The organism is Paraburkholderia kirstenboschensis (assembly GCF_904848585.1).
GTDB lineage: Bacteria > Pseudomonadota > Gammaproteobacteria > Burkholderiales > Burkholderiaceae > Paraburkholderia > Paraburkholderia kirstenboschensis.
This window is the reverse complement of sequence record NZ_CAJHCR010000004.1, coordinates 408,249-435,222: the sequence shown is the minus strand read 5'-3', so window position 1 is coordinate 435,222 and position 26,974 is coordinate 408,249. Positions and strand designations below refer to the sequence as shown.

The window sequence follows — 26,974 nt, the reverse complement described above, 5'->3', positions numbered from 1 at the left end:
GTAGCCGTACTGATGTCCAGATGAGGTTCGATCGGTAGCTCAGGCCATCCACTTCATGAACTTACGGAGGCGCCTTTATGAGTGAAGCGTTGTGGGCCAGTCCATCCCGCCAAGCCGATCGCGCTCGGCGGCTGTTAAATTGCGGGTTCGATTGTTTCGTGTCTCCCACCTCTCACAAGGACGAGGAGTTGCGCTACGCGGAGTATGAGTTCCAGCTCTATTCCATGCACGCAAAGTGGCTCGCGCATAAAGGCCCAGATGGCGTTGTGCAACGCGCGGCAAGCCAGCAGGTATGCATCGATCTGCAGACATTAACAGCGGGACTGCGTCTGGGAGAGGCATGGAACAGCCGATGGGATGCATGCCTGGACCGCTGGAATGATCCCGCAGATCCGCACGGCGCTTACGTGTGCCCCGTCCTGATTGATCGCGTCGACGCACCGTCCAACTTTCCCGATGAGCATGATCCAGCCGGCGAGTGCGATCGCGAAAACGTGTGGACCATCACGAACGCCGACCGGGACCGCTTCTTTTTTGCACGCGATTTCTCGGGAATGTTCGCGATTGCCAACGACGATCCGGCCTATCGCGCCGCTTCGGGCTACGTTCCCCCCGCGGGCATGTTTGAAGAGAAGTGGCTGTTCGAGCGCCGCTCGTTCATGCAGATCCTGCCGTATCTGCAAACGGAAGGCGTTGCTGTTCAACCTTGGAGAGGGTGCGAATTTCTGCCCGATCTGCTTGGGCCGGATGCTGCACGCATCCGCGCGGATGACCAATGGCGCAGTCTCTACCGAGTGATCCGCGGCCTGAGTCAGGTCGAATGCAACGGCTTCTTCGACCGTTTGCAAGGGTATGACGACGTCAATCTGTCCGTACCGTTGTTCCACTACACGCTTACTTCCAAGGGCAACAAGGCGTTGGCCTCCGAGCTCGGAGGCCTGCTGATCTGGCTGGAACGGTTCGATCCTGAGCTGGCTAGCAGATTTGCTAATGCGGGCTTGTCGGCCTTCAAGGCCGATCCGACACAGGCAAAGGCAGAGGTCAAGTATCAGGAGAAGCACTGGGCCGATGACGGGGGCTGGGGGGCGCGCTACGACGCAGGCTCTGGCGCAGGCTGCAATGATGGAGCCCGAGTGACCGGCTCGGTCAGCATTGGGTCAGGCGTCGTGGATAGTGCAGCTGACATGGAGTTCCTGCGCAAGCCACACTTTCATTACAGGGCCACGATGCTGTTGCGCACGCTTCCCGCGTTGCGCATAGCGCTGTGGAAACTCGCCATTCATCGACTGCGCAATCTGGCGTGGCTGCCTCTCACAGATATGTCTGGCCAATTGCCATCCAAGCTCGGCAACCGAAGCGCGCTGGGTCAGGTTCTCACCAGCGAACTTGCGATGGCCATCGTCGTCCGATTGCACATCTTCCTCCCAAATACGATGTTGGCGAGGTACGTAATGCCGGCCATCGGGCGAGCATGGGACGCTGCTGAGAAGAGGAATCCTGGAATGTCTGAAGCCGAACTCCAGCAGGATTTCGAGTACCGCTTCTGCCAGGACTTCTTCACGGGATCCATCGAGCAGCAGGATGGCCATTGGATGGACAGCATCCCCAACTCGAATCTGCACGAGTTGCCAGCATGGCCTGCGACATCTAAGAACGGCTTCGGGTCGCGATTGCGTCAGTCGCATCTGGAGGGCAACGGGCAGGCCGATCCGTCGGATCCTCAACCGCCGCGACTGTCGTGGCTTCCCTGGACCTCGCCGTTCTGGAAGGTGCAGGCCGATGGCCGGGCGGAATTTCGTGATCCTGTGGCAAGCCTTGATCACGATCTTGACTTCGCAGGCGACGGCCACCCGGCCGTTCCGATGCGCTACCCCGTGATCGGGGCCAAGCAAGACTTCGACGCACTCGGCACACAGGTGCTGCTGCCCGCCACATTCGGGAAGGTCGGCATGGAAGTGCTGAGTGCACAGCGCGTGCGGGAATCGTTGGCGATACGCACAGCTTCCCATGTGCTGGTCGATGGCCAGCTGGCGGACAACGCACAGGCATTGGAGCGCCGCTTGCACGGGGATAGAACGCAGTTCTGGGCGCGACGCCACGTCGGCGAAATGCGTCGCGGACGAGTGGCAAGTGCGCTGCGCTGTGGGACTACGACGACCGCGCCGACGCCCGCGGCTGCCCTGTGGGCGCTGGACGGCGCAGCAACTGGCAGCACCCTCTACGTCTTCGACTGGCGCAGCGGCCTGCCCTCGAGCGGCGAGAGTGGAGAGGTGTTCGCAACAGTCGGCGCCGGCGGAAAGATCGCGAGCGAGGGCGACCGCTTTGCGGTACGCGACCCGGGAAATTTCGGCGCATTCCTCCTACCCCTTCAGCAGAAGACCTTCAGCGCTTTTGAGCAGGCGCTCGGCAAGGGCGCTGGCGTCTCCCACGTCGACCAGTTTCGAGTCGAGCCAGGTATCAAAGGCTGGACCCTCACCCTGGCAGGTTTGCGCCAGTACTTTCCGCTGAGTGGTGGCGGGTCGGTCCCGCCGAGCGAATGGGGCTTGATGGTAGAGTTTCTGGCCTGGCGTCACGCCGAACGGACACCCGACCAAGATGGCTGGTACGGCGGACCGTTCAATGTGATGCGCGACCTTGGTTTTGACGCCTGGGTCCCGCAGTCGGTTGGCGCAAGCGCGACATTTCTGCGCCAGGGCTGGCCCGAGGTTGCGCGTGGCGCCGTCACGCCCAAAGAAGGCCAACCGCTGCCGGGGCCGGGCCCGCTCGACGGGTTGTCGCTGCGCTGCGCACCGCATATCTGGAATGCGCCCGCACCGATGAAAGCTTCTTCCAGCGCACAGATCACGGTAGCGATGCTCAACTGGCCTTCGCTCTACCGGCTGCGTGAGATGTTTCAGGACTCGGAGCAGGCGCGCCGCGCTGTGTACGACCTGTGGCGCATGGGTGTGCGCGCGGCCTTGACTCTGCCGCTCACGGGGCTCAAACCTGTCTTCGGCAAGCAACTGCCACTCGCCCATCAACTGTTCCAAAGTGCAGAGTCGATCGCCATGCTGGCTTGCTGGCGTTATCTCGACAGTGGGGGACTGGCGCAGGCGCTGCAACGTGACACGGGTCCGACCGCTAAGGCAGCCAAGGCTTGGTTCGATGCGGATGTGGTGCGCAAGGATTTCCGGAATTGGACCGCGGAGCAGGAGTATGCATTTGTGTGGCAGGCGCTGGTACCAGCCATTAAGGAGCAGAACATCCGTCTAACGCTGGAGAAGCTCAGACCTCTGCCGCCACTTGCCACCCGTGTCTACGTCGACCAACTAAGCGAGGTGATGGATCTGGAAGGGCTGGACAGCGCGGCGCCGCCCGTCCCCCAGATCGACTACCAGGCCGTGCTGCTGCGCCAGCCTGCGGCTGAGGTTGGACTTGGCCTGTTGGCGGCGCCTGCACCTGCTCTCATCGCGGAAGGGGACGTCGCCATGCATAGGCTGGCAGCGCTGCCAGGCGCGGGCCAGTTCTGGGTTGGCGGCGTCGTGCCAGTGCTGAAGGTTGGAGCCGAACTCAAGGCGGTGCCTCTTATGCTGCCCGAGCCAGCGCTGGTGCGACTGTCCCAAGGCCCCGCCGAAACGGTCCAGATTGGGACCTATTGGGCCCGCGACGGTGTGGAGGAACTGCTGGATTTCGCTGCGCTGGACGTCGCCGAGCCCTTCACGATTGAGGCAGACGTCAGCAGTTGGATGGGCGATCTGGCCGAGGGGCTGTCGCTCACCTTGCTGGCATCGGTGACTGTGCCATCCGAGGGCACATTCGCTTTGAGCCTCGGCCTGCGCCTGGCCGGGCCATGGCTGCACAAGCCACTGGAATGGTCGCGCAAGGTAGTCGAGATCAGCGGCATCTCGATCGCCAATGTTGCGGGCGGCAAAGAGCTGGTATGGCGCTTTCCGTTGGCCGATCTTGGCGACACCGGGGCTCTGCCGCTCCGGGTGGACAGCAACGCTCTGATTGAGCTGGGACTTGGCCTGTGCAACGGGGCCGTCACCGCCCGATTCAGCGTGCGCGCGACCACCCTGAGCGTTGGTCTGGGTTCGCCGGTTGCCAGTCTGCGCCTAGAGACTGAAGGTGCGCCGCTCGGCTTTGAGGCCGATCTGATGAGTGGTAGTGCGCTGGTGACCTACCCCGACAGCTTCGGTGCCTATCTGGCGCTGGAGCTGGCGGCGTTACCCGGCGCAACCCACGACGCCGCCCGCATCGTCCCCACTGAAGGCAAGGACGCGGGCGCCCACGTTCCTCCTTTCGACATTCTGCTGGCGCGCTTTGGCGCCCCTGCCGTCGCCAAGGCGCCATTGGCGGCGCGCCCGGGCATCGATCTGTCGGACCTGGCGCGTCCGCGGATTCCAGCCTGGCTGTTCGAGAGCGGCGCTGCCGCACACCACACAAAGCCAAGCTGCCGCCTGCTAGACATCGCGGGGCAGTGGCTGGAAGGTGCCGCCGACTCGGTTGGCGCTTTCCTGTCGGCTGTCCAATCGCCCGTCATCGCCCGGCAAGCCGACCATCTGCAACTGACCCTGCCCGTGCTCATCACGGTGTCCAGTATGCGGGGCGAAGCCACGCTGAATGCCCGTTGCGCCGTGGATGTGCAAGACTACCTGCAACTGCGCGGCGACAGTTTTGCCTGCGGCCTAAGCCGCATCAAGCTCGACATGGACGTCGGTGCAACGCCACTTGAACTGGGCAGTATCGCCAAACTCACGCTGCCGTCCAAGGTAGAAGCGATGCTGACACTCGATGGCAGCGACCCTGGCAGCTGTTTCCGCTTGGTCATCCCCGAAGAGAACGAGCATCCGGTGCTTGCCGTGCCGGCCAGTGGTGGCATCAAATTTGACATCAGCGAATTCGCCCTGGGCAGCGGCGGACTGACGCTTGCCGCGAAGGTGAGCAAGGATGTGGTTGCGCTCGACCTGCCGGTGCTGGACAAAGAACTGGCGGTGCAGGAGCCCAAGGACGGCATCGGCGAATTCCGCATCGTGCGCGGGCGGTTGGTCTCGGCCAGTCTGCAGGCCAAGGTGCGACTCAAGGTGTTCGACGACGCTGAAGGCGTGCTAACGATGCGGGTCGTGCAGAACAGCGGCGGCCTGACCATTATGGCGGAGCTGGATGTTGGCGTGGCCAAGACCTTCCACTTGCGCGCTCTGTACCTGCAGGTGATCGTGGCAAGCATCAACCTGAGTCTGAGCTACGGGTCGGATAGGCAGTGGCAGGTCAAGGGCGGGCTCACCGGCAGCATAAAGTTCTCGCCTGAGGGACCGATGCTGGGCCGATTGGGAGAGTACCGGTCCCTGTTTGATGGCACCAGTGTGCACTTCGAGAACATGGACCTGGCGCATTTGGGCGAGTCGCCGATCACGGTCATGGTCACGCCGCGTACCTTCGATGTGGCCAGCATGTTCGCCGTCACTTGGCGCGGCTTCGTGTTGCAGCGCCCGGGCGACCTGCAAGCGTTCATGGGCCTGCGCCTGCTGGGCGACATCACGTTTAAGCAGCGCCTCCCTAAAATGCGCGTTGCGCTCACGCTTGGTGACATCACTATCCGTCAGTCGCGCGCCGACTCGCTGATCCCGAAGATCGCGATCTCCTCGATCGGCGTGGACATCGGCATGAATGGTGGCTTTTCGTTCAAGGGACGTATCACCGAATTCGACGACGCCTACGAATACGGTTTCGGTGGCGAAGTGGAACTGCGCAGCGAAGCCCTTCCAGCAACCCAGGCCTTGCTCAAACTGACGCGCCTGAAAGACGATCCTGCCAAGCCGTCGATCGCGGTGTACGCATCGACGGAGCGCAACGATTCGCTCGGCTATGGGTTCTTCCTGCGCAAGGTGGGCATCGGTGTCGGCATTCGTCAGGGCCTTCGCGGGTTCTCGGACGAACCCGGGCAACCCAGCGCGCTAACGATCGCCGCTCGCGTCGAACGCACGCTGAAAGACCCGCGCGGTTTGCCATATCCGGCACACCTGAGTTCCTGGCAAGCGCTCGTACCCGGCCAGCGGCCCGAATATGTACTGGTGGCCTACATGTTGGTTACCTTCGGCTTGCTCAAGCCCGATGTCGACCATCCGCTAGCCGCGTCCGCCGTGCTGGCGATCGACGACAACTTGGACATCATCGTCGGCCTCAACGGCTGGTTTGTGACCTCGCCAGATAATACGGGAAACGACGCGTACATTGCACATCCGGCCATCAAGGGCGCGTTGGCGCTGTCGCCGCGCGAACAGGTCCTCTACGGTCGTTTCATGACCTTGCCGAACTCGAAATTCGGCGACACGGCAAACCTCAATCCAATGATGAGGATGCTGCAGAGCGCGTTGGATGCCGTGCGCCTGTGCGTATCGATGTATGCCGATCCACGCGGCGCCCTGATCGAAGTCGGCTGGCCACGCAATGCCCGGTTCGAAATGCAGCTCGGGCCCGCCCGGGGCTGGGCTGAAGCGGGTTTTCGCTTTGGGTACTACCGAGGCACTCAGGTGGTCGGACTTAACCTCGCAGTGCAGGCCGAGATCGGCGGCAGCTTCTCGCAGGACATGGGCTTTGCAAACGTGTCGCTCTCGGCAGTGGCGCGCTTCCAATTACAGGCGACTTTCGCAGGTGCCGTCACCAACTCAGGACAGTACTATGTGCTGGCAGATGTAATGCTAAGTGCACTGTTGGAGATCGCGGCCCGAGTCTACAAGCGCATCAGCATCAGCGGATGGGGCTTCAGTTTCACCGTAACCCTGTTCGATGTCAGCGTCACGCTCGGGATCACGGCGACCGCTGTTTTACAGACGGCGATCGTCCCCTCGGGGTTGGGTTTCAATGGCAGCGTCGAGGTGCACATTCAAGTCGCGGGCTTTGGCATCGGCGCGCGCGTGCACATCGGGTCGTCAGAAGGACGGGTCGACGAGGCTCGTAGCGCCATTACCGCTCTGGTGCCCCCGATTGAAGAGTTGATCAAGGCTGGAACGCGCAGCGCCGCCGCACGACTGCTCGCGCATACCGCGATGCCCACAATCGATGCGTCGCTAGCGCCCGCCTCGTCGGTGCCGGTGACGCCGCGGGCGGCCGCGGCCCCGACGCGCTGGCGCTGCTACGCAATGCCAGTCGGCACAGACGAACTGCGGGTGGTCCTATTTCCCGACGCCGAGGGCGACTTGGACGCGATCGGCTATCCGCCGCAGGCCGCCCCAACCGATGGCAGCCCGGTGCCCTTTGTGCCGCGAACCCATACGCTGTGGCTCAACGCAGCCGCGGCCGATGCGTTCCAGGGCGTGGTCGGTCACGATGCCAGCCCGCCACCGCCGGTGACTGGCGGGCCGGTAGAGCTTACCTTGGTGGAGGCGGCCGACGATGTGCTGCTTTCGCATGATTGGCTGGCACGACAACAGCCCGATGCTCCGCGCGCCCTTTATGCGGGCGACCTACTCGCCAACATCGCTGTCGAGAGTGCGGAAGTGCCGGAGGAAGTCGTAGATCCGCGCACCGTCCAACCGGTCGCTGGAGACTTTGACGACCCGGCTGTGCTGGCCGATCCGAAACGTCGTTCGACACGCTTTCGCAAGCGCTATGGCTCAGACAACACGCCGACCTACGACGATCATGTGCGTCGGGCAGACGAGACGGAACTCAACGGTCCCGTGGCAGCGGCGGGCACTACCAGCAGCGGTGAATTGCTGATGCAGTTGCTCAACATGGCGCGGGACGCCAGTGTGCGGCCGGGCCATCCAGTGTCTGGTCCGGCGCCGCACGACAAGAATTACAGTCCACACCTTCTGGCGTCGCGCCTTGGCCTGGTACTGTCGTTTGCCTGGTCCAAGCAGCTCGAAGCGCAGCTCGCGTCACAGGGCTTGGCCGCCATTATCGATTCGGAAAAACCGCAACCGATCATGTTTAGCCACGCGACCACCGCCGCGGACTGGTCCTGCGATGCCACACGTCGCGCCCGCTTTCAGATCGAACCGGGCTATTACTTCGAAGGCAAGGGCGAGATTGGTCTGGTTTGGTCGGTGTTGCGCACCAGCGCGCAAGGCGTGACCACAGATGAAGGGCCAGCCAACCACATGGGCATCGCCGCATTCCGGGTCCAACGCCTGAAAGACGATCGTTCCGGCCTGCCGGCGTCGGACAAGATGCATGTGATTCCGATCTGGCGCAAATATGTTCGCGGTGGGAAAACGTACTGCGTGCGCCCACAGTTCCAGTTTCATGACAGCAATCTGCCACTGACTGGGACTGCTCAGCCGGTGTACTTAGTAGAGGCTCTCGCCGACGATGGTAAAGGCGACACGGTGGTCGCCAGCACGACTATCCCGGTCGACTACCGCGCCGCGTCGAGCCTGTTCTCGCTGGTCCATGCGCAGGCAGTGTTGCGCTTGCCGCCGGAGGCGCCTGATGCCACCGTTGCGGCACTGGCGCCTTATCGGCTCGAACTGCTGCTGCACGTCGATGTGGACACGCGCGCCACGCCAGAGCGCGCCTGGAAGGCGACGCGCACCGATCTGGAGAGGCTGGCTAGCCGAATCGAAGTGTTCCGTTATCGGGTTGACGCCGGTGTGCTGGGCCGCTATGGACAGGGGCACGACGGTCAGGTCTCGGTGTTTTGGTCCGAGGAGGACAAGGCGTCCGGGATCGCATTGCCGGATACCAACCAGTTGCGGCAACTGAGCATCACCGATCTGGACACCGTCACCGACCGGCTCAAGCCCTTGGTGTGGAGGGTTGAGCGGACCAAGGGGCCGGTGGCTCCGAGCGCGGAAGAGAAGACCACGGAACACAAAACGGTTACTCTGACCTGCCGCGCGCGGCTCGACATCCGCGTCGCCAGCGAACAGGCAGACTGGGACCGCGTGCTGGGCGCCGGTGGCAACGCGGCCGAACTACATGTACGCCTGAAGGGCGACGCGGGGGGGGCCACGCTGCCGCCGGAACTGGCAACCGCACTGCTGCGCTGCCGGATCGCGCTGATGCGCGACACCACTCTGGTCACAGTGGTCAGGGAGCCGAATGCAGAGGTGACCGAGGGCACAGAAGTGGCGGCATTGGAGCGCTTGCCGCTGGCCGCCGCAGTGGAACGTCAACCCGAATGGCTGCCGCGAGCGACGTCCAGTTTCCGAGCCGAGGTCGCGGCCCAGCCGTTCGTGGCGGGTGGACGGCCTGAGGACATCGGTCTGCGTCTGCGCGGCATAATCAACCACACCCGAGACATAGCCGATCGTTACGGCGCGGTGGTCGGCTACCGGGTCTGGACATTGGATCGCTTCGATGCGGACCCGGAACGACGCGGCAGCGCACTGGCCGATTTCCTGGTGGAGCCTGAAGCTTTGTACCGCGCCACGCCGACGGCCGTCACGGTGCGCCAGCTTGCGGGGGGGCCGCCCGGCCAACCCAACTGGCGGTTAGAAGGCGACCGGCTACGTTTGCCCGCGGCATCTCCGTCATCGATTCCCGCTGTTCAGGAGGGCTTCGGCGTGCGTGCGCTTGACGGCGGCAACAAAGTCGCACTGCATGCGTCGCTCGTCGCGCTGACCAATGATCTTGAGAGGAGCGGCGTCTACAAGGCTTGCTGTCACGCAGACGAACCGATGTGGCCCGCCGTCTCGGCCGATGGCGACCGATTGGCGGAGTTGCTTGCGCGCAATGTGGCTGCGAGTGATATCTACGGATGGCGCTTGCTGGAGGCGCTGGGTGGATGCGTCACAGTATGGGTCGCAAGCGACGATGACCGCTTCGGCATTGAGACCTGGGAACACACTCTGTCGGCGCATGCGGCGTCGGTGCTCGCTGTGACGTTCTCTCACCTGCAGCCCGGTGAGCGCCCCGACAAGCAGTCGCTGACACTGTACGGGGTGCGCGTGTTTGCGCGCACTATGCTGGATGAATTGCTCGCCATTGCGGTGTCGCAGGACGTCGCGCAATGCCTGACCGAGGCAGCAAGCCAGCTTGCCGCAGCTTTACGGCTGGTCGCACCGCCTGCCAAGTCCGGTGTGCTGAGCTCAGCGGAAATTCCGCATGCGTGGATTGAGTATGTCGAAGCCCTCGTGGAGCGGATTGACGGCTTGGTCACCCGCTCGGACAAAGACCATCCACCGTGTCTTCTCGCGCGCATGTGGGAGCTGGCGAAGGTTCCGGCGACGCAACACAATGCGCAACGGGGCGAACACTCCAACGCTGCCGCAGAGCAGGGTCCGAAGGCGCAGTTCCCGTCTGTGCTGCCTGTGCTGGGCGGCCAGGTGCACGTCTTCCATAACATGGAGAACGGCTATGCGCGCGAGCTCGAGGTGGCAGTGGAAGTGGTGCGTCGCTATGACATCGTGGCGCCACGCGCAGTGCGCACCATGCCAGCCAGTTATGTGCACGAGGTGCCGGTCTTCCGCACTCAGGCGCTGGAAGCGGAGCGCTGGGCGATGACGCCTGATCCAGACACGGGAGCGCTGACCGCGCTGGTGGCCGTCCACTCGGCCCAGCGGCTGGCGCTGTACCGAAGTGACCTGGCAGCCCGGGTGCAGTTCATTGAGCAGAAGGTGCGCTTGCAGCGCGCCGTGGCGGCGCCGGCCAGTGGCGGGTGGGAAGCGGTGATGGGCGCGGTCGCCGCAGACTTCAATGTTGACGCTTACCGCGGATCCTGGGCGGCCGGTGAGGAGCAAAGTGTGCCCCCAATGTCGGACTGGACGCTGGTCGACGACGCAACCCCTGCAATCATCAACCACGGCTACGACGCGTACCGTTACCCGGATCTTCCGCCCTTCTACGCGTATGGCGTGCAAGTTGTGACGCAAGCGGGCGTGCGGCACTCGGCCGAAACCGGCGCGCTCGAAACGGTCCCTGCGATGGTCGAGGCCATGTTCACTGAGCGCGCAGGCCTGTCTTATCCGACCCCGCAGCTGCGCTGGCTGCTGGCGGATGATGGTGAGACCTTGCTCTTTGAATTCGCGCTGGTGCGTGGCGCGGACGCCCTCCGGCCGCAGGTACGGGCGCACTGGATCGCGCGCGACCAAGTGTGGCAGGTGCGTGCCACCGGGGAGGGGACGGACCTGGAAGTGCCCGTGCTGCAGCTTCCGGACGTGCGCGCGCAATACAGGCTTGTTGTCGCCGGCGGGGCGCTTGACGGGCCGCCGCTTCGTGTTGAACTCGTGCAATTGGGGCACCGGGACGCGGGGGTTGCTGCGCGTGTGCTCGTCGGTCCGGACGACGGCACACAGCAAGTGGAGGCCAAGCTGGTTCAACTCACCGAAGAGGAACACCGGGGCCGAATCGGGATCGCGGGCGCGCTCAGTCTGGCCCCCGTGGAACTGGGCTGGTTGCGTACGGCGCTGGGCCGGGATACCGCCGAATGGACCTTGAGCATAGAGGTGCAACGTGACGGTGTGCAATACCGCAGCGAAGGGGAAATCCCATGACCACTACCTTGTCGGTCCGCACCAACGATGTGACCGGTTTCTGTCCGCTGACCTATAACAAGTGGGGGCAAAATACCAATTGCGGCTATCTGTTCGCCGCGCGCCATGAGTTGCAGGCTCTCCTAGAGGACGGCGACTTTCAGAACCTAACCAGTGCAGACGGCAGCGCCACGCTGGTACGCGTCTCGCTTAACGCCCGTGAGTGCCGACTGACGCTGTATGCACCCGACTTCAGCAACGGGGTGTTATGGCCGCACGAACGCCCGGTGGTGGAAACGACCGTCAAGGTGAAGGTGTCGGGCGATGCTGTGCTGCGCCGCACCAGTACCAGTCCACTGCGCTACCAGGTTGTGGTCGGCATTTTGCGGTGCGCCTTTGCGCCAATGTTCGAGGCCTTGCGCGCGGCGCATGGCGGCGCATCGGCGCTGGTCGCTTTCTGGCCCAGCTTGCCGCACACCGGCCAGGATTTGGACTACTGGTTCACCCCGCTCGGACTGGCCTTGGAGGGTGCGCTCGAGTGGCGGGCCCCGGACCGACGCGACGTGCTGCTGCTGCCCCGTCATCAGCCAGATGCGGCCGATGGCGACGCCGCTTGGAAGACGATACCGGACAGCGAGAGGACGGGCACGCACGCGTGGAATCGACTCGTGCCAGCGTCGGCGCGCGCCAAGCCCAATCTCGAGGCATTGGTGGAGGGCTTGCGCGCCGATGCACCCGATCCGGAGGCGTGGCCAGGCACGGAGCCGCGCTGGGCCATGCTCCGCTGGCGCCTCATGACGCCGGATTGCCAGCCGTTCATCGATCAATGCTTCCAGCACGCGGCGACCGGGGTGCGTTTGGAGCGCATGGCAGCCGCGTCAGGTGCCGTGCAGCCGGTGTGCGCGGAGCTGGTGTGTCAGCTGTGGGTCTCTGGTGACGGTGCGGCTTTGAAGCTTGAACATGGTGGCTTGGTGTGTGATGTAACGGGCACGGCGATGACCGCGCAATTCGTCTGGGACGCTCGTGAGCGCAATTCGGTAATGACCGCGCGCACTGCCCGCTCCGCATTGTGGCTGTCCGGCGCAGTGCCGGCGCCCTCGGCAGCGCAGTTCGACATAGTGCGCCTGACGCTGCGCACAGCCGGCAAGTCAGATTTGCAGACACCCAATCTGTCATTGAAATGGGCGCATGACCAGCAGCCCGTGCACACGCAGCTGACCTTGGCGGCCACGGGCATGCTGTGTGGTGATGCTCTAGCAGGTGCTGCTGGCATCGATCCACCCGCAATGGGCGGGTCACCCAACGTCAATACGCCAGCAGAGGTTCAGCCCGTCTGGCTGATGCTCGAAGAAGGCTGCCTGCAGCTCGAAGCCGAGGCGCTACCGTTGGACCGGAATGAAGCGCGTCCTGCGCAGGCGCTGCTGGCCGCCGCGGCCGACAGTAGCAAGGTCTTTCGTGGCGGCTTGCCGCTGGAAGCATTAGGTGGCCCGGCCGGACTGACGGCGTGGGTGTCAGGCGGCGCCAACCAAGCCGAGCCGCATGTGGTTCTGCGCATCGACCGCCACGAGGTCCAACTGTATCTCTATGACGCCATCTTGGTCTGGCGCACACCGGGCTGGTGGGTTTGCGCCGGTGGCGCGCGCCAGAACGCATTGACTCTGCCATCGCTGGGGAGGCCGTTCATCGATGCTCTGGCTTCGGCCCCTGCCAGCCGTGCCGATGCCGACAGCAAGCTCGCCCTGGCGTTGGCTTCGATGATCTTCCCAGCCCTCTGGGTAGGCCGTGCCGGGGTGGCCGCGCCAGGCGGATGGTCGCTGGATATCCGTCATGGGAGTAAGCCCGAGTTCGTGCTGCCTGCAACGGCAGTACGCTCTACCGTGCTGTGGTCGGCTTTTCAGGACGCTTATCTTGTGCAGACCATACCCGCTGGCGGCCAGGCGTTGGGGGGGCCGCTGCTCGATCCAGCCCGTGCGCTGGTGCCGCTCGTGCACGCCACCGGAGAACCCTTGCAGCTAGTGTTGGGCACGTCCGGCCTGCCACGGCTGGCCGCCCCGCGCTACCCATTACCGACGCATTTGGCCAACGGCTGGAAGCCGCTGGCTGGCGAATTTTTTCATCCCAATGTGACCGGGCTAACCCTAGACCCCGTCGAATCGCGCTACACCTACCGACATGCCCCGCCGATACTGGCCGATGGCTACCTGCGTGCCATGCTCGACGGAACGCTCGGCAGCACACTCGCTTCGCAGTCGCTTGCTGCGGTGCGGCCCGTGGACGATCTCGCCATCGACGCAATCGCCGTGAAGATAGAGAGCAGCACCGTATACCAAGTGCGCGGCTGGCTGGCCGCGCCGCAAACGGTGACCGTTTCTAAATTGGAGCTGGCGCTCGGGGGCGCCGACCCGCATCTGTCCATGCAGGCCACCGGCGGCGCGGACGACGGCGAGCAACTGCCGCTGCGCATCGGCAGCCGCGATGATGGGTTCAGCGGGCCGGTCGCGGTGGTGACGGGCAGCGCGGGCAACAGGTCTTATCTGACGCGCGTCATGGGAACCGGCAAGCTGCTGCGCAACTTCGGCCAGTCACTCTGGATCGATGACGCATGCCGCACGTTTCGCGATGGCGTCGGCAGGAACTGGACGCCGTTTGCCGATGGTGTGCGCACGATCACGAGTATCGGGGAAGGGCCATCCGACCCCCGGCGCTTGTTGACCCAGCAACGCCTCTGCACGGTCGACGGTGGCGCTCTCGGCGTCATTGAACTGATCCTTTGCCTGGCCGACCTTGATCCAGCTGCCCCGGAATGGAGCGGGAGTTGGGACCTAAGTGGTCCGCTACAAAACCATGCGGGCAGCACGCCGATGTGGGGGCCTTTCGTGCTGCTGGCTGATGAATTGCTGTCCATCAGCACCAGTGCGGCTGCAGTGAAGGTGCGGTTGGGCGCACCGGCCGGCGATCGGTTCCTGCCGCCGATTGACGCCTCCGGTGCGATATTGCTGGATTGGCAGATAGGCATTCACGGATGGGGCTTGGCGCTCGGCGCAAATCCCTTGTTCGAATGGCGCATGGAAAAGGTGCCAAGCGCAGATCCCAGCGTAGCAAGCGTCAGCGGCACGCTTGTGGCTGACGGACCGCGAATGGTCGTGAAGGTCAACCGCATCAGCTTGCACACCAGCCTCGGCGAAGTGGTGCTGCCGTGCAAAGAGGTCGAGCTGAATTATTACTTTGAAGATGGCGTCTGCAAGGCCCTCGCCGCTAAGATCGAGGTCGAAGCCTCGACAGGGCTGGAGGCGCATTTCATTCTGCACTACCGTTTCTGCGCCAACGCGCAGCAGAGCGCGGGCTGGCGCATCGTAGCCTCGCCAAGCGGCGAGCCAAGCTTGAGTTGGAAGAGTGGACCGGCAGGAGAGTTGGTGCTCGAACTTGGCGTCGGCAAGGCGGGCGCGATCAGTTTCACCGATGTGAGCGGGCGTGCTCTGGAACTGGAGCAGGCACAAGCTGGCGCGCAGCGCTGGCTTGTGCTGGGGAAGTGTACTGGTGGCAAGCAGATGGCAGGCTGTCTTGAATGCCGAAACGGTGACCCCGACCAAGCGACTCAACTCAGACTGGCATATAGCTGGACCGACCTGCTTGCAAAGCCTGAGGCCTGTTTCGGGTCACTGGACGAGGTCAGTCGGATACGTGTCAACGGCCTTGCCGACTGGTGCAGCAGGCATTGGGAAGGGGCTCCGGCGACGGTGACGCGCACATTGAGCGGCCACCTGGTGCTTGACAACGATTACGAGTTCGAGTTCCAGCAACGAGCGGCTGCTCCGATGACGATGCGCGACTGCGTGCACTGCTTCTTCGACGGGGTGCCGCTGGACGCCGACGGGAGCGTTGCAGGCGACGTGCTGCACGCGATGGTGGAACATCGCTTGCACATCGGCACCGCAGCAACTCCCGTTTTCTCGTTTCAGGTCCCGCAGGCGATCCGTCTAGTGAAGTTTCACGATGGCAAGGTGGGTATGGTTGCCAACGACGTGATTCTGTTGCGCCTGACTGACGCTGAAGCTGATGCGCCGCAAGTTGTGCCCCAGGTCCTGTATGAGTGCGACGAGGCACTAAGCGCTTGTCATGGTGCCGCGAGCGGCAACGGGCATGTCCGCGGACTGTTGCTGCGCTTGCCGCTGCGCACGGGGCAGGGGCGCTCGGTGCTGAGGGTGCCACTGCCGCAATTGCCGAAGTTGGAGTGGTTTCCGTTGATCTCGCCACCAGTGGACGAGTCTTGTGCGCCGGCCAGTCGCTGGCAGGAACGCCGGGCACTGGCGCACGCTCTCAATGCCCATACCATCGCACGGTTATGCGAATCTCAAACTGCGGCAGAATTCGCTACGGGCGTGGGCTTGCCGGGGGATGGCGAAACGCTGCCGGAATGGAGCGCGGTCGCTCAGGCGGTGGGTTGGCTGGACAGCGGCCTGCTGAGCGCAGGTGTGGGCGTGCTCGCGACGCCATATTACGTCGGAGTGTTGAAGAGAGGGGTTTATCCAGTTATGGAGAGTGCCATTCCAGCCACACTGTATGTGCCCGATGCGGCAGTGCAAGGCGGCCTGCGGGAAGTGGCGCACGCCTTGGTCACCGATGCCGCAATCAATGGCAAAGACGGCGCCCCGGATGCCGAACGCACAGCGCTGCTGACATGGGGTACCCGCGAACTGCTGCGCCGCTCGTTGCGCTCGAGCGCGCTGGTGATGGCACATGGCCGACCAACGCTGAGCGGTCCGGTGCCCCGCAGTTTTGTCGTGACTGCGGTCGACGATGAAGCATCGGCGCCGCCACTGCTGTCAGGCGCCCACCAACCACGCTACTCCGCGCTGATCGAACTGATGAGGCCAGCGGAGGCGCCTGCAATGGCGTCGCAGGTGCTGACCGCGCGCACTGACCAAGATGGTGTGTTGGAAGTTGTTGACGCTCAGCCGCTGATAGCGGAAGGCGAGCCGGCGCTTCGCTTCCGCCTCGCGCTGAACCATATCGTCGACAACGCGGGCCGCTTGGCGCCCCTCTCGTCTATCGGTGCGGCACTGTCGAAACGGCAGCGAATCATGTTTGCGGAATCGGTGCAGTCGGACGCGCGCCTTCGCAGGGTGCTGCCACTGGTTTCGCCGCTAGCCGGCGCCTCGGCGCAAATTGTCAGTCCGGCGCTGGTGGATGTCTGCGCCGCGGTACTCCGTCCTGGCGACATGGTCCTCACGCGCTGGGCCCTGCGCGGCGAGGGCGCGGAGACTGGTCCCGGCGTAGAACTAGGTTTGCGTTCGGCCCGGGCCGGCAATGCCGCGGCTGGCAACGCGGTGGCTTTGGGTATCACTGAGCGCGCCAAGGCCCTTGTAGACGGCGTTGAGTGGGTGCTGCAAGAAGTGACCACGGCGCGTTCGCTGGGTGCCGTTCCCACGCCTCTTGCAGACAAGGGCATCGAGGTGACCGTGGTGACACCACGCGACACGGTTCATCGCCTCATACCGTTTGGAGCTGACCCGCAGGACAACTGGAAATTAGTGCTGGGCGTGGCTGCACAACAGGCCGACGATCCGGACAGCACCGAGGGGACACGCGACTTGTCGCTGCGCCTGCTGGAGCCACTCTTGTGCGGCGCCTTTCCACATGAGGTCGGTGCATTGGTATCCGAAGGGGCTGAGCTGGCATGGGCGGTGGCGGCGGGCGATCAAGGGCGTGGATCGCGAGACTCATTGGATCCTGCCGAAGTGTCTAGCGTGGAAGAGATCGACGCCAGCGCGCGAGCGCGCGACACATGGAACGCGGCTGAACAGATTCGCGCGGTTCGGCTAGGCCCGTGGCAATCGATGATGGACCGGCCTTTGCACGAGGAGGCATCCACCAATCCGGGTCGCTACAGCATGGCTCCTGGCGCTGATTTGGGCCGCCTGCTACAGCTGACTCGCAAGGACCGCAACGCGTCGCGCCACTGGCTGCTTAAGGAGGGCTTGGAGGCTGGTCCCTTATTGGTGCTGCTCATTCGCTCGGGTGGCGAAATGCGTTACATTGTCGCCTTTGCTGTGGATTGGCAAAGAGGCACAGCGCTTGAGCAGCCTGAACGAGTGTTGGCCGTGCACGGCGGTCGGGTGATTGGCTTCGGCGACCTCGCCGGCCCTCAAAGCATTCGTCTTGAGCACGACGCGTTCATGCTCTACAGCACTGCCTACGCGTTGAGCCTGGCACTTCCAAAACAAGAGTCCGCACCCGCGCGCGCGTGGCTATTCAATCGTGACGGCGCGTGCGGCGCTATCACACCGTCAACATCGCCGTAGGATCGACAATGCTTGAGCGGCTATGTCCTGGGCGGTGACCGGCATCGTTGATAGAAGACGTGTCCATAGACGCAGCGTCGAATACGACACTGCTTCGGCTGGCTGTACATCGCTGACGGTGGCTAGCATGGAAAAGCTCACAACGTACTACGGCGATGATGCGAAATACCTTTGCGGGCCGCTGTCCTATGTCATTCGACGAATACTTGAAACCCCGAATAGATACATGCGCACAGGCACCCGGAGCTTTTTGCGAGTCAACATGGGAACCGGATCCTGGTTGATCGTTTTTGGAACGATGGCCCAGTCGCCGGAACATGGATTTGGTAGGACAGGAAGACCGCCGACGGCCAATTGTCGCCCGTTCACTGACGTCCGCTGGGTGATGCTGAGCGCCGTTTCGATGTCGCGATGTTGGAGTCGGCCAACGACAGCGATTCGGCCTCCGCACGGTAGATGCTGACGCTACCAGACAATGTAGTCCCGTCATACCAACCTTGTCTCTCAGTGGCACAACTGCGGCGGCAGTCGCGATTACTCTGGCGGCCTACGCTACACATCTCTCAGTAGGTGGAGCACTCACTCCGTCCCACAGTCGCAAAACTGTGGCGCCAGTCGCAAGTCTGGCGCCCTACGTCAGCGTGCCCTCAAACCCGCGCATTTCCATACTCCGCAAGCCTTTACTTATCAAGCCCTGCTCATCAAAAGAGTAAATTATGGTTGCGCTTGTCGTGTCCGGATCATATGTTTAATCGCAACCGGTGCGCATACTCGCCTGGCGCGACAGAGATCTTCGCAGGGTCAACCAACCGACAGGAGGATTCCATGGCGGAAAGCGAAGATTCAAAGGTTAATAACAAGGATTCCAAAAAAGAGAAAAAAACCCTATGGCAATTTCTCAAAAAGAATTCGTGCGGCATAGTCGCAATCGTCGTGATCTTGGCCTTTGTCGTCCTGGGGCTGATCGGGAACAAGACCTCCCTCAACCTTTACAAGATAAGTCTGACCTCCGAACCAACGCAGACCGTGCCTGCGATCTGTCGATCACTTTTCGGCGAGGTAACCCAGATTCGAACGGTCATGGCCGAGCAGAGTTCGACTCTTTCGCAAATGCGGCTCGACGCAACAGCTTACGCAAACAAGTATGACAATCCCGCCGACGCAGCATCATTCGGGAATTCGAAAGACAAGGGACCTGGCTATCTGAACTGGCAAGAGCGCCGAGCCGATGCAGATGCTCAGCAGAAAAATTTCGATAACACTGTCGCTCAATTAACCGGCGTCATCGCCCAGGTGGAGCAAAAATGCGACTTCAACAAGTGACAACTGAGTTGTCGTCAAGCTTTTCACACGCCTCGTGGCGCACTCACCACAAGTGACTGTTTGGCGAGCGGTACGGCCATCTCAATGTCCGATTCGCGGACCGGACGAATGTCCCTTCATGGCCCGAGCTGAGCCGCTTCCATCCTGACAGTCGCACGAATTCGCGACGCATGGCGAGTGACCAGATACTGACGCGCTGCAAGACGGCATAATCCGGCGCGCTTCAGCTGATTGAGAGTTGCGATTGACACGAAGCTCGCCGCGCGGAGGTTTTCGTGTATTTTCGCTGAGCGCAAGCCCGGATTGGCGCGGACGGGTGAATTGCAGCCGGGTGTAACGTGGATTGTCTTTGAAGAGTTCCCATAACAGCCAGTACAGCTTTTGGCGTGATGGTGTAGCCCAACGAGAGTGTTTCTTGACCGGCTAAAGGGCGTGACCTACCGTCCATTGGCGACGTCGTGGTTTCCTCGCCTAGAAAATCCGTTCGCTGCACCCGCCTAGCCATCCCATGCAAAGGAGGTGTCACCATGCCGACAAGACCGAGTCCGATCTTCGGGACAGGATGAGGACCGCCAGTATTCCTCTCCGAAGGTCTTACGGTTACCGCTGCTGCGACGTTGGACACCAACGATAGTTTCCAAACCATTCCATTCTATATGTGCGCATCAGGGACGAAACCGGCGCCGGCATACCCGACCGCCCTTCGGCGGAGAATTTTGACGTGCAATTCATCAACTCCTCTGGTGGCTCTGCAGGCACCCTGACAGTAAACAACGTGGACTTTCCAGACGGAAGCATTAAAGCCTATGCCGGGACATCTAGGCTCGTCGTCGATACGCCGCAACCAAATCCATTCGCCTTTAGCCAATACGTTCTTGTGGTGACCGTTGTGGATGACAAGCTACCAGGTAACGCCGTGCTCGGACAAGCAACGTGTTCGCTAGCCGTGCCCCCGACGAAATAAACTGACGCGAGTGAGGCCGGACTCGCTACTCAAATCTACGGTTGGTGTCGCTCGGACTGACCGTTTCGGCCAATGACGCAACGTTCACCGTCGGCGAATTGAATGGCCACGTGCAAAGGGGATACGACGTCTGAACGTCCGGAAAACGGTGCGTGCGAATGACGCTTCACGGCCGATACTGTTTGCAAGGACTTCCTCCGAAAGTCAAGATCGGCGTGAGATTGGTTGGCGCCGGCAAATGCACGACGCCAACGTGCTGGTGGTCCAGTTGGTTGGGCAGCCATAACACATCTCCTTTCTCAGCTGAGGCTCGCGCTCCGAAGCAATACCAGGAACAGACTGCCTCTTTGCAAACGGCCTTGTTGCCCGAGATGTATCGGGCGGGCCACGATATGAGCCGCACGGGAGAACCCTTCTATGAGAAGGAAGTTGTCAAGGCCTTTCACATACTGCGTCACGAACTATCGGCCCAGTCCATCTCGGTCTCCGCGCGGACGCCACGTAGCCGGGTCAAGGGCAGGCGAAGCCTGGCGCAGCGCACCCTTGACGCTGCGAAGAGGCGATATGCTGGCCTATGTTGGCGAGCGTGAGTTATAGCGCTCGCCAACATACGAGCGCATTCTGCGGAGGTCCACCGCCGTCAACCATTGCTGCAATCCGATCCAGGTCCCTGGTATGAAGCCGGTCATCGCGCGCGTAAGACTCCAACGTCTCACTACCTTCTATCCGCTGGCGCCTGGCCAGCCTCATCCTGTATGCGCGTTACGCTGGAATTTTTCCAGGAGCATGACCCATCTATAAAATCGGCTATGTTGGTAACCTAGGGTTCTCACGGGCATGGTCACTTCAAACCGCCAATGCTTCGAGTTTCGGAACCTTGCATGATCGCGTTGTTGTAATATCTTGCTCGCTCTGACTGACTTAAGCTGTGCGCCTTCGGGTACTAACCCGTCCTTCAGATAGCGCCACACCGCAACTGCGAGGCGCCGCGCCACCGCGACGATTGCAATGCGCCGCGCTCGGCGATTTGGTCCGGTGCCCTGCGTGCGCTGGTTGAACCAATGTGTCAGCGCACTGCCGGGTTGGTAGCGCAGCCAGGACCACGCCATCTCGATGAGCAGGGCACGCACCCGTCGGTTGCCTTGCTTGCTGATGCCCTGGTCCACCTGGCTCTCTTCGCTGTCGAAGGGCTGCGGCACCAGCCCTACACACGCGCCCACCTGGCGCCGGTTGTGGAACTCCCGCCAGAACAGTTCGAGTGCGAGGCGCGACGCGCCGATCGGCCCGATCGCCTTCAGCCGCTGTAACCGATCGATCCGCTCACGTGCGGGAGCAGGCAGGCTTGCATGCCGCGTCTTCTCCAGCGCCGCGAGTTGCTGCTGGGCTAACGCCAGCCGTTCGCACTCGCGCAGCAGTCGCTCACGCAGCTCGCGCAGCAGCGCGGAGCCGTCGTGACACCGCACCTCATCACGAGTGAGCCGACCGGCGAAGGCCTTGTGATCGACCTCGTCCCAGCAACCGAGCGTGGCCAGAAGTTTGCGCATGCGGTCGCGGTGCTGCAGCACTTCCTTCTGCAGTTGCCCGCGATCGCGCATCAGCTGACGCGACGCTTCGTCCTGCGGCGACGGCACGTGAACCACGTGCATCCGGTCACGCTCGCCGCGCAGCCACGCACGCAGGTTGATCACCAGCTTGATGGCATCGAGCCGGTCGGTCTTCGCGCGCCGCTTGTGGCGTTCGACCGGAATGCTGGCCGAATCGACGACGTAGCACTCGAGGTGTCGCGCCTGCAGCGCGCGAGAGATCCAGAACGCGTCCTGGCCGGCCTCGTAGATCACGACACCGCGCACACCCTCCGGCAACGACCACTTCCCCTTTTGCGCCTCGATCAGGCTCAGCACGGCCTGCAGGCGCGCTGCGGCATGCGGTTGGGCCACCGTGTGCACCGCCGGCTTCTTGCGCCGGCCGTCGTGAAGCGCGACCTTCCACTTTACCGAAGCCAGCTCGAGTGACACCGCCAGCACCAATTCCTCACGAGCCGTCGTGAATGTCTGATCCGTGCGCATGATGCTCTCCTTGTAGCAGGGTTCGATCGACTGATTTTATCGATCAGCGTCGGCAGATTTCCTGATGCATAGGATCTATTTGAAAACCGGCGAACAGGCATGAGCTACCAGGCCCCCATGCGGTGCTGACTCGCCAACAGGATCACAGAATCGTCGGGTTCTTCTCCCGTTCGGTCCGACCTCGTCTTGTTATCGCGTCGAGCAGTAGTTGAGTTTCAGGCTAACCGGGTCATGCTGTGGCGGATGGGAACGGCGGATGCATCGGATGGCGTTGCCACACATCGGCGTCATAATGTTCGTCCTTCGCGAGCATCGCCCACAATATCCGGACATGCTTGTTGGCAATCGCAATCAACGTCTTGTGATAGCCCTTGCGTTCGTGGAGCTGTCTGATCCACCGTTGTAGCCCGCTTGCGTGCGTGGGGTCCGCACGCAACGCCGACTGCAACGTACTTCAGGCGCCCTGAAAAAGCAGCGTGCGCAGATAGACGTTGCCGCGCAGGCTGATATGTCCCAGCCTGGTCTTGCCACCTGAGCTGTGCTGCTGTGGTGTCAGGCCGAGCCATGCGCCGAACTGCCACCCATTCCTGAAGGCCTTCACATCGGGCACCGTGGCGGCCAGCGCACTCGATGTTACCGGACCGACGCCAAGCAGTTCGCCGGCGCGTTTGGCGACATCGCTGTTTCTGGCGTGAGTGGCGATCTGCTGGTCGCAGCGAGCAAGCCTCAGGTTCAGCGCGACCAGTTATTCGCGCACCTCAAGCAACATGGCACGCACCGGGTCAGGCATTCTGGCGTCTTCGATCAGCGTAGGCAACGCGCCCAGATAGCGATCGGCTGAACGTGCAATCACCACCCCAATTCAGCCAGCAGTCCGCGCGTGCGATTAAGCAGCGAGGTACGTTCCTCCAAGGGTAAGAAGACCCCTGAAAACCTCATGAAATAGACGACCAGCGACTTTTTCAACACGGCGCGATGGCGTCAGAGCCGAGGATGCTCATCAACGTCTTCGCGTTGCGCCGCCCCTGATCCTCGAAATTGTTGTTCTGTACACCGACAACCGTTACCCGCGACAGCGAGGGGCCGCGAACGACCCCCTTACCGCCGTTCAGCGGCTACCGGCTCGAGCGTCTCCTCTCCATGCACAAGAGCCGGACGGTTTCCGATCGAAAAATTCTTCCGCGCCGCCTGCGATTCGCTGCGCTACAAGCAGGGGCGAAAAGTCAGGCTGCAGTGACTTAAAAGTCACTGGAAGTCATATCCCCAGTAAGACGGATTTATCCCAAAGGGACAGAAAACCGCTCCCAACCGGAACCGACAAGCGTGACTTCGGCTCATGAGTATCAATTTCAACGGCTTGGCGGGCGGGAGGCGCTATGGGTCAGCGAACAGACGTTCTAACGAGGCCTGATTTGCCTTTTCCGTGCTGCTCTTATAAAGCACTTCTTCGATGCGATCTTTCACGAACTGCACAGGCATACGCGGCAGAAGGCGCTGCAAGCTCGCAAACGCGCCGAGTTCGGTGAGCGCCTCCACGCCAAACTCCAAGTCATCACCGTTCTGCAAGTCAACCAGGATGCGTTCAATCTCCTCGGGCCGCCCCAGATCGAAGAGAATTCTTATCACGCGTTTGCATCGTTTCTGGTCGGCGGAGAATTTTCTCAGCACGTCCAGGCCGAGCTCGTGATCGCCAAGTTGTACCAAGGCGGCCGCGATCTCAACTCTCTGAGCATGTGGCATGTCGACGTTGCGCACGGATTCCGACAGCCTCTCATGCGCCTTAGCGGCATCTCCGGTCATGGCAAGCGAGATCGCGGCTCTTGCCTTGTGCCAATCGTCCACGCTTGCATCCGACATGAGGTCGGTTAATGGACCGCGTTCGCCGGCTCTCGCCATGTACTCCGCGACTTCGACTCGCTTTTCGGACGACAGCGAGGTGTCTCTCGCAAGATCGCTAAGTGTTCCGCGAACGTCTTCGACGTATCCCACTGAAGCTAGTGCGGACGCCGCCGCAAAGCGGATCTCAATCGGACTTAAAGCATCGTCAGCGATCCCGCAAAGGAACCTTCTCGCCAACGAAATGACTTGCGTCCTTTTTACCAGCGCACCGAAGATTTCGGCGACATGGTTCGACGCACCACAGACTTCCCTCGCGCGATCCGCTATGTCGTTGCGCGTTAGCAAATTGGCGCAAAGGTGAGCACCAAGATCGGCTATCTCGCGCGCTTCGGTGCGACCGTCGACTGCTGTCTTCCATAGATCGGTAGCCCTCGCAAGATAGTGTCTCTCCGCCGAGCGCTCGAATTGGATGATGTATGCCGTTACACGCAGCAACGGATCAATCTTGCTTGCTCGCAAAACGCGGATCGCCTCCGCACCGTCGTTCAAATCGCAAAGCGCGACCAGCGCCTTTCGCCGGGCGTTCAGCGGGCAGCCCCGATCGCGCACGACGGCGGACAACAGTGATACGGAAGACGAGGGGTCGCCTTTCAGCGCAAGTAAACGAAAGGAGTCCGCGCGCATCCAGACATGTCTCGCATGTGTTGCGAATGCCTCCAACTCGTCCGCCGACATAAATTCAAAGGCAAGATTCAGAAGCCTGCCGAGGGATCGGGGGCAGTTGGATGCTCCTTCGGCGAGCAGCTCGAGGAACTGTTTGCGGCATTCTTTTTCTTTGACCAATTGTCGAAGGACCGGGACTGGGTCGGGTGTTCGAAAGGTCATAAGAGACTGCACACAGGGATTCCAGCGGCTGAAAGTTTCGATCAATCGCGCGACAAGCTCGCTGCGCTGTTCGGGCTCAACCTGTACGCCCTCCGCGATGGCACATGCTACGAAGTCCGTGCCCAGGCGGCTAAGGCTCATCAGACGGTCGAAAAAAAACATGACCGAGGAACGAGCTTTTTTTTCGCTACTCCAGATGCTTAGGCTCGAGAGGACAACTTCGCGCCAGCGAGCGTCGCCCCACTGGTTGAGGACGTTCTGAGCGACTTCCGACTCGATGGGGTGTTGTCTCACGAGAAGCTCTGCGCACAGGAACTCCCGGATCGTATTGTGTGTGAATTGCAATGAATCGGGAGTTAGGCGCACTAGGCCGGACTGGAGCAGCGCCTCGGGAAGCAAGGAATTGATAATCCTTCGCTTCTCGAACCCGTCGCAAAGAGATGCCGCGAACCATCCCCTGGCGACACAGATGTCGAATAGCTTCCGCATTCCGATTGTGCGGTCGTTTCCCTGGAACTGCTGGTGCATGGCCAGTTCCCGCAGCAACTCCCTGCGACCCCTTTGCAAGGTGAGCGCGGCTCTCTCTCCCTCGCTACCGAACAGTTCGGCCCAGGCGGAGGAGACGTTATTCAGGCCAGTCCGCATGCGCGCAGCGTCCAGCGTTCCTTCGATGAAGCGGTCGTATAGCTCCACTCGAGTGCAATATCCATTTACTTGCCCGCCAAGATACGACAAGAGCGCCATCGTGAGCAGAACCGGGGTCTCAAGTATGCCTTTGAGCGCGGATTCGTCGATCATTCGGAGAAAACCAGCCGACGTACTGGGTGCACGATCAAAAAAGGCGAACCATCGGTCGACGAGGTTCAACGCCTGAGTGCGATCGAACGGAACGAGCGTGAAACGAGAGAACTGTTCCTCCCCGAGGCTGGTGTGCAGGTCAACGATGGGTCGCGAACTGACAAGAAGATGCTTGGCTTCTGCTTGGTCATTGGCCTCCAGCATAATCTGGTCAATGAGAAGCCGGCGCTGATCGGACCGCACGATTTCATCGAGACCATCGATTATCAGCAGCCACGATGCACCTTCCGGAAGCGCCTGGCGGAAAAAATCGCGCTCCATCGACATGCCGATATCGATCGCCACAGCGTCCCGTATGCGGTCTTCGAGGCTGCCACCTCGATTCGCTACAACCAAGCTCTGCGCGCTTACATAAACCGGCAGAAAGCGATGCTGCATCTGCACGACCCAGTCGCTTGCCAATTGAATACAAACGTGACGCAGCATCGAGGTTTTCCCCGAACCAGCGTCTCCCTGCACTAGTATGTTGCGATGGTGTTGCAAGCTAGATTCGATGCTGGTGTTCTCGGAATCGCATACCACGGTGCCGCGCGGCGCCCGTGACGGCGTCATCTCCCGACGGAATGGCTGGCGAACGTAAATCGTTTCGAGCGGCGGAAAAGATGAGCGGGGGGTGTCGAAAGCGAACATCCCTTGATAGGCAATTTCGTCCCACTTTCTAATGACCCGCCTGCAATACCCGTCGAACGTGCTCGCAGACTGCTGCTTGCGCGATCGGTTGCCTGCGTCGATGAGCCCAGCAAGCGTCGGAAGGCTTCGCGCGGCGGCGTCTAGTCTGGAAGCGAGCAACACGTGCTCCCCTGGCATCCGCACAGGAAACTCCCTAAGGATGGCGATGGCCGCGCCGTTGACAAGCACCGGTGCGCCAGACATTCCCCTCAGATGTTCCGCCGCCGCCTGTCTTGTGACCAGTTGAATGGCGGGCGCGCCGTCTTCGGTCCATCCGGCCAGACTAATGATCTGTTCTCTAAGCCATAAGCCTCTCGGATGGCCATCAGCCGGACCATACGCTGTCCAGTCTTGCCCAGCGCGGACTTCGGTGCTCGCCGCGATGGGGATGGGATGAACGTCGGCGAGAAGGCCCTCTTGGGCAATTGAGAGGACGGCGACATCATGGAAGTAGTCAATGTTGGTCGCGTTCAATGATCCACTCACCGGGGTATCGAAAAACAGCAACTTGAAAGTCATCGCCTTCGGTTTTCGCGCGGCGAGGTCCGCTACCACGTGCGCGGCGGTAATAGCGAACCCGGGAGCGCCGAGCCACGCCGTTCCGCAGAAGCCATCGCGGTCAAATACAGACGCTGTGGCTCGTTTAATGGCTTCGTCGTCGAACATACGAAT

Annotated in this window: 6 protein-coding genes and 1 pseudogene; 4 read left to right on the top strand and 3 right to left on the bottom strand. The window is 61.8% G+C overall.

All coding sequences use genetic code 11. From position 1 onward, the window contains the following. Nucleotides 1–77 precede the first annotated feature (77 nt). The 4 genes from JMY24_RS14645 to JMY24_RS14630 all read left to right on the top strand — a co-directional run bounded on the left by JMY24_RS14645 (nt 78) and on the right by JMY24_RS14630 (nt 19,985). On the top strand, nt 78–11,417 hold the full coding sequence (locus JMY24_RS14645) for a hypothetical protein (protein WP_201702302.1): 11,340 nt from the start codon (nt 78–80) through the stop codon (nt 11,415–11,417). Beyond that, nucleotides 11,414–17,698, top strand: coding sequence for a serine/threonine-protein kinase (locus JMY24_RS14640; RefSeq protein WP_201702300.1), 6,285 nt, complete (start codon nt 11,414–11,416; stop codon nt 17,696–17,698). Before JMY24_RS14645 ends, JMY24_RS14640 begins: the two co-directional genes overlap by 4 nt. Before the next feature lie 825 nt (nt 17,699–18,523). Further along, the gene (locus JMY24_RS14635; RefSeq protein ID WP_201702298.1) at nt 18,524–19,021 is read left to right on the top strand and encodes a hypothetical protein; all 498 of its coding nucleotides are present in this window, start codon (nt 18,524–18,526) and stop codon (nt 19,019–19,021) included. Between the two features lie 721 nt (nt 19,022–19,742). Further along, nucleotides 19,743–19,985, top strand: a complete 243-nt coding sequence (locus tag JMY24_RS14630; RefSeq protein ID WP_128594099.1) for a hypothetical protein — start codon at nt 19,743–19,745, stop codon at nt 19,983–19,985. 917 nt (nt 19,986–20,902) lie between these two features. Here the strand turns inward: JMY24_RS14630 and JMY24_RS14625 are convergent. The 3 genes and pseudogenes from JMY24_RS14625 to JMY24_RS14615 form a co-directional block, all read right to left on the bottom strand. Beyond that, nucleotides 20,903–22,051: pseudogene (locus JMY24_RS14625) on the bottom strand (IS110 family RNA-guided transposase); the annotation flags it as partial. Between the two features lie 454 nt (nt 22,052–22,505). After that, a complete protein-coding gene (locus tag JMY24_RS38360; protein WP_236597402.1) occupies nt 22,506–22,661 on the bottom strand; it encodes a transposase in 156 nt (51 codons plus the stop codon). A gap of 764 nt (nt 22,662–23,425) precedes the next feature. Further along, nucleotides 23,426–26,968 (bottom strand): serine protease, encoded by a 3,543-nt coding sequence (locus JMY24_RS14615; protein WP_201702297.1) that lies wholly within the window; start codon nt 26,966–26,968, stop codon nt 23,426–23,428. Nucleotides 26,969–26,974: the final 6 nt, after the last annotated feature.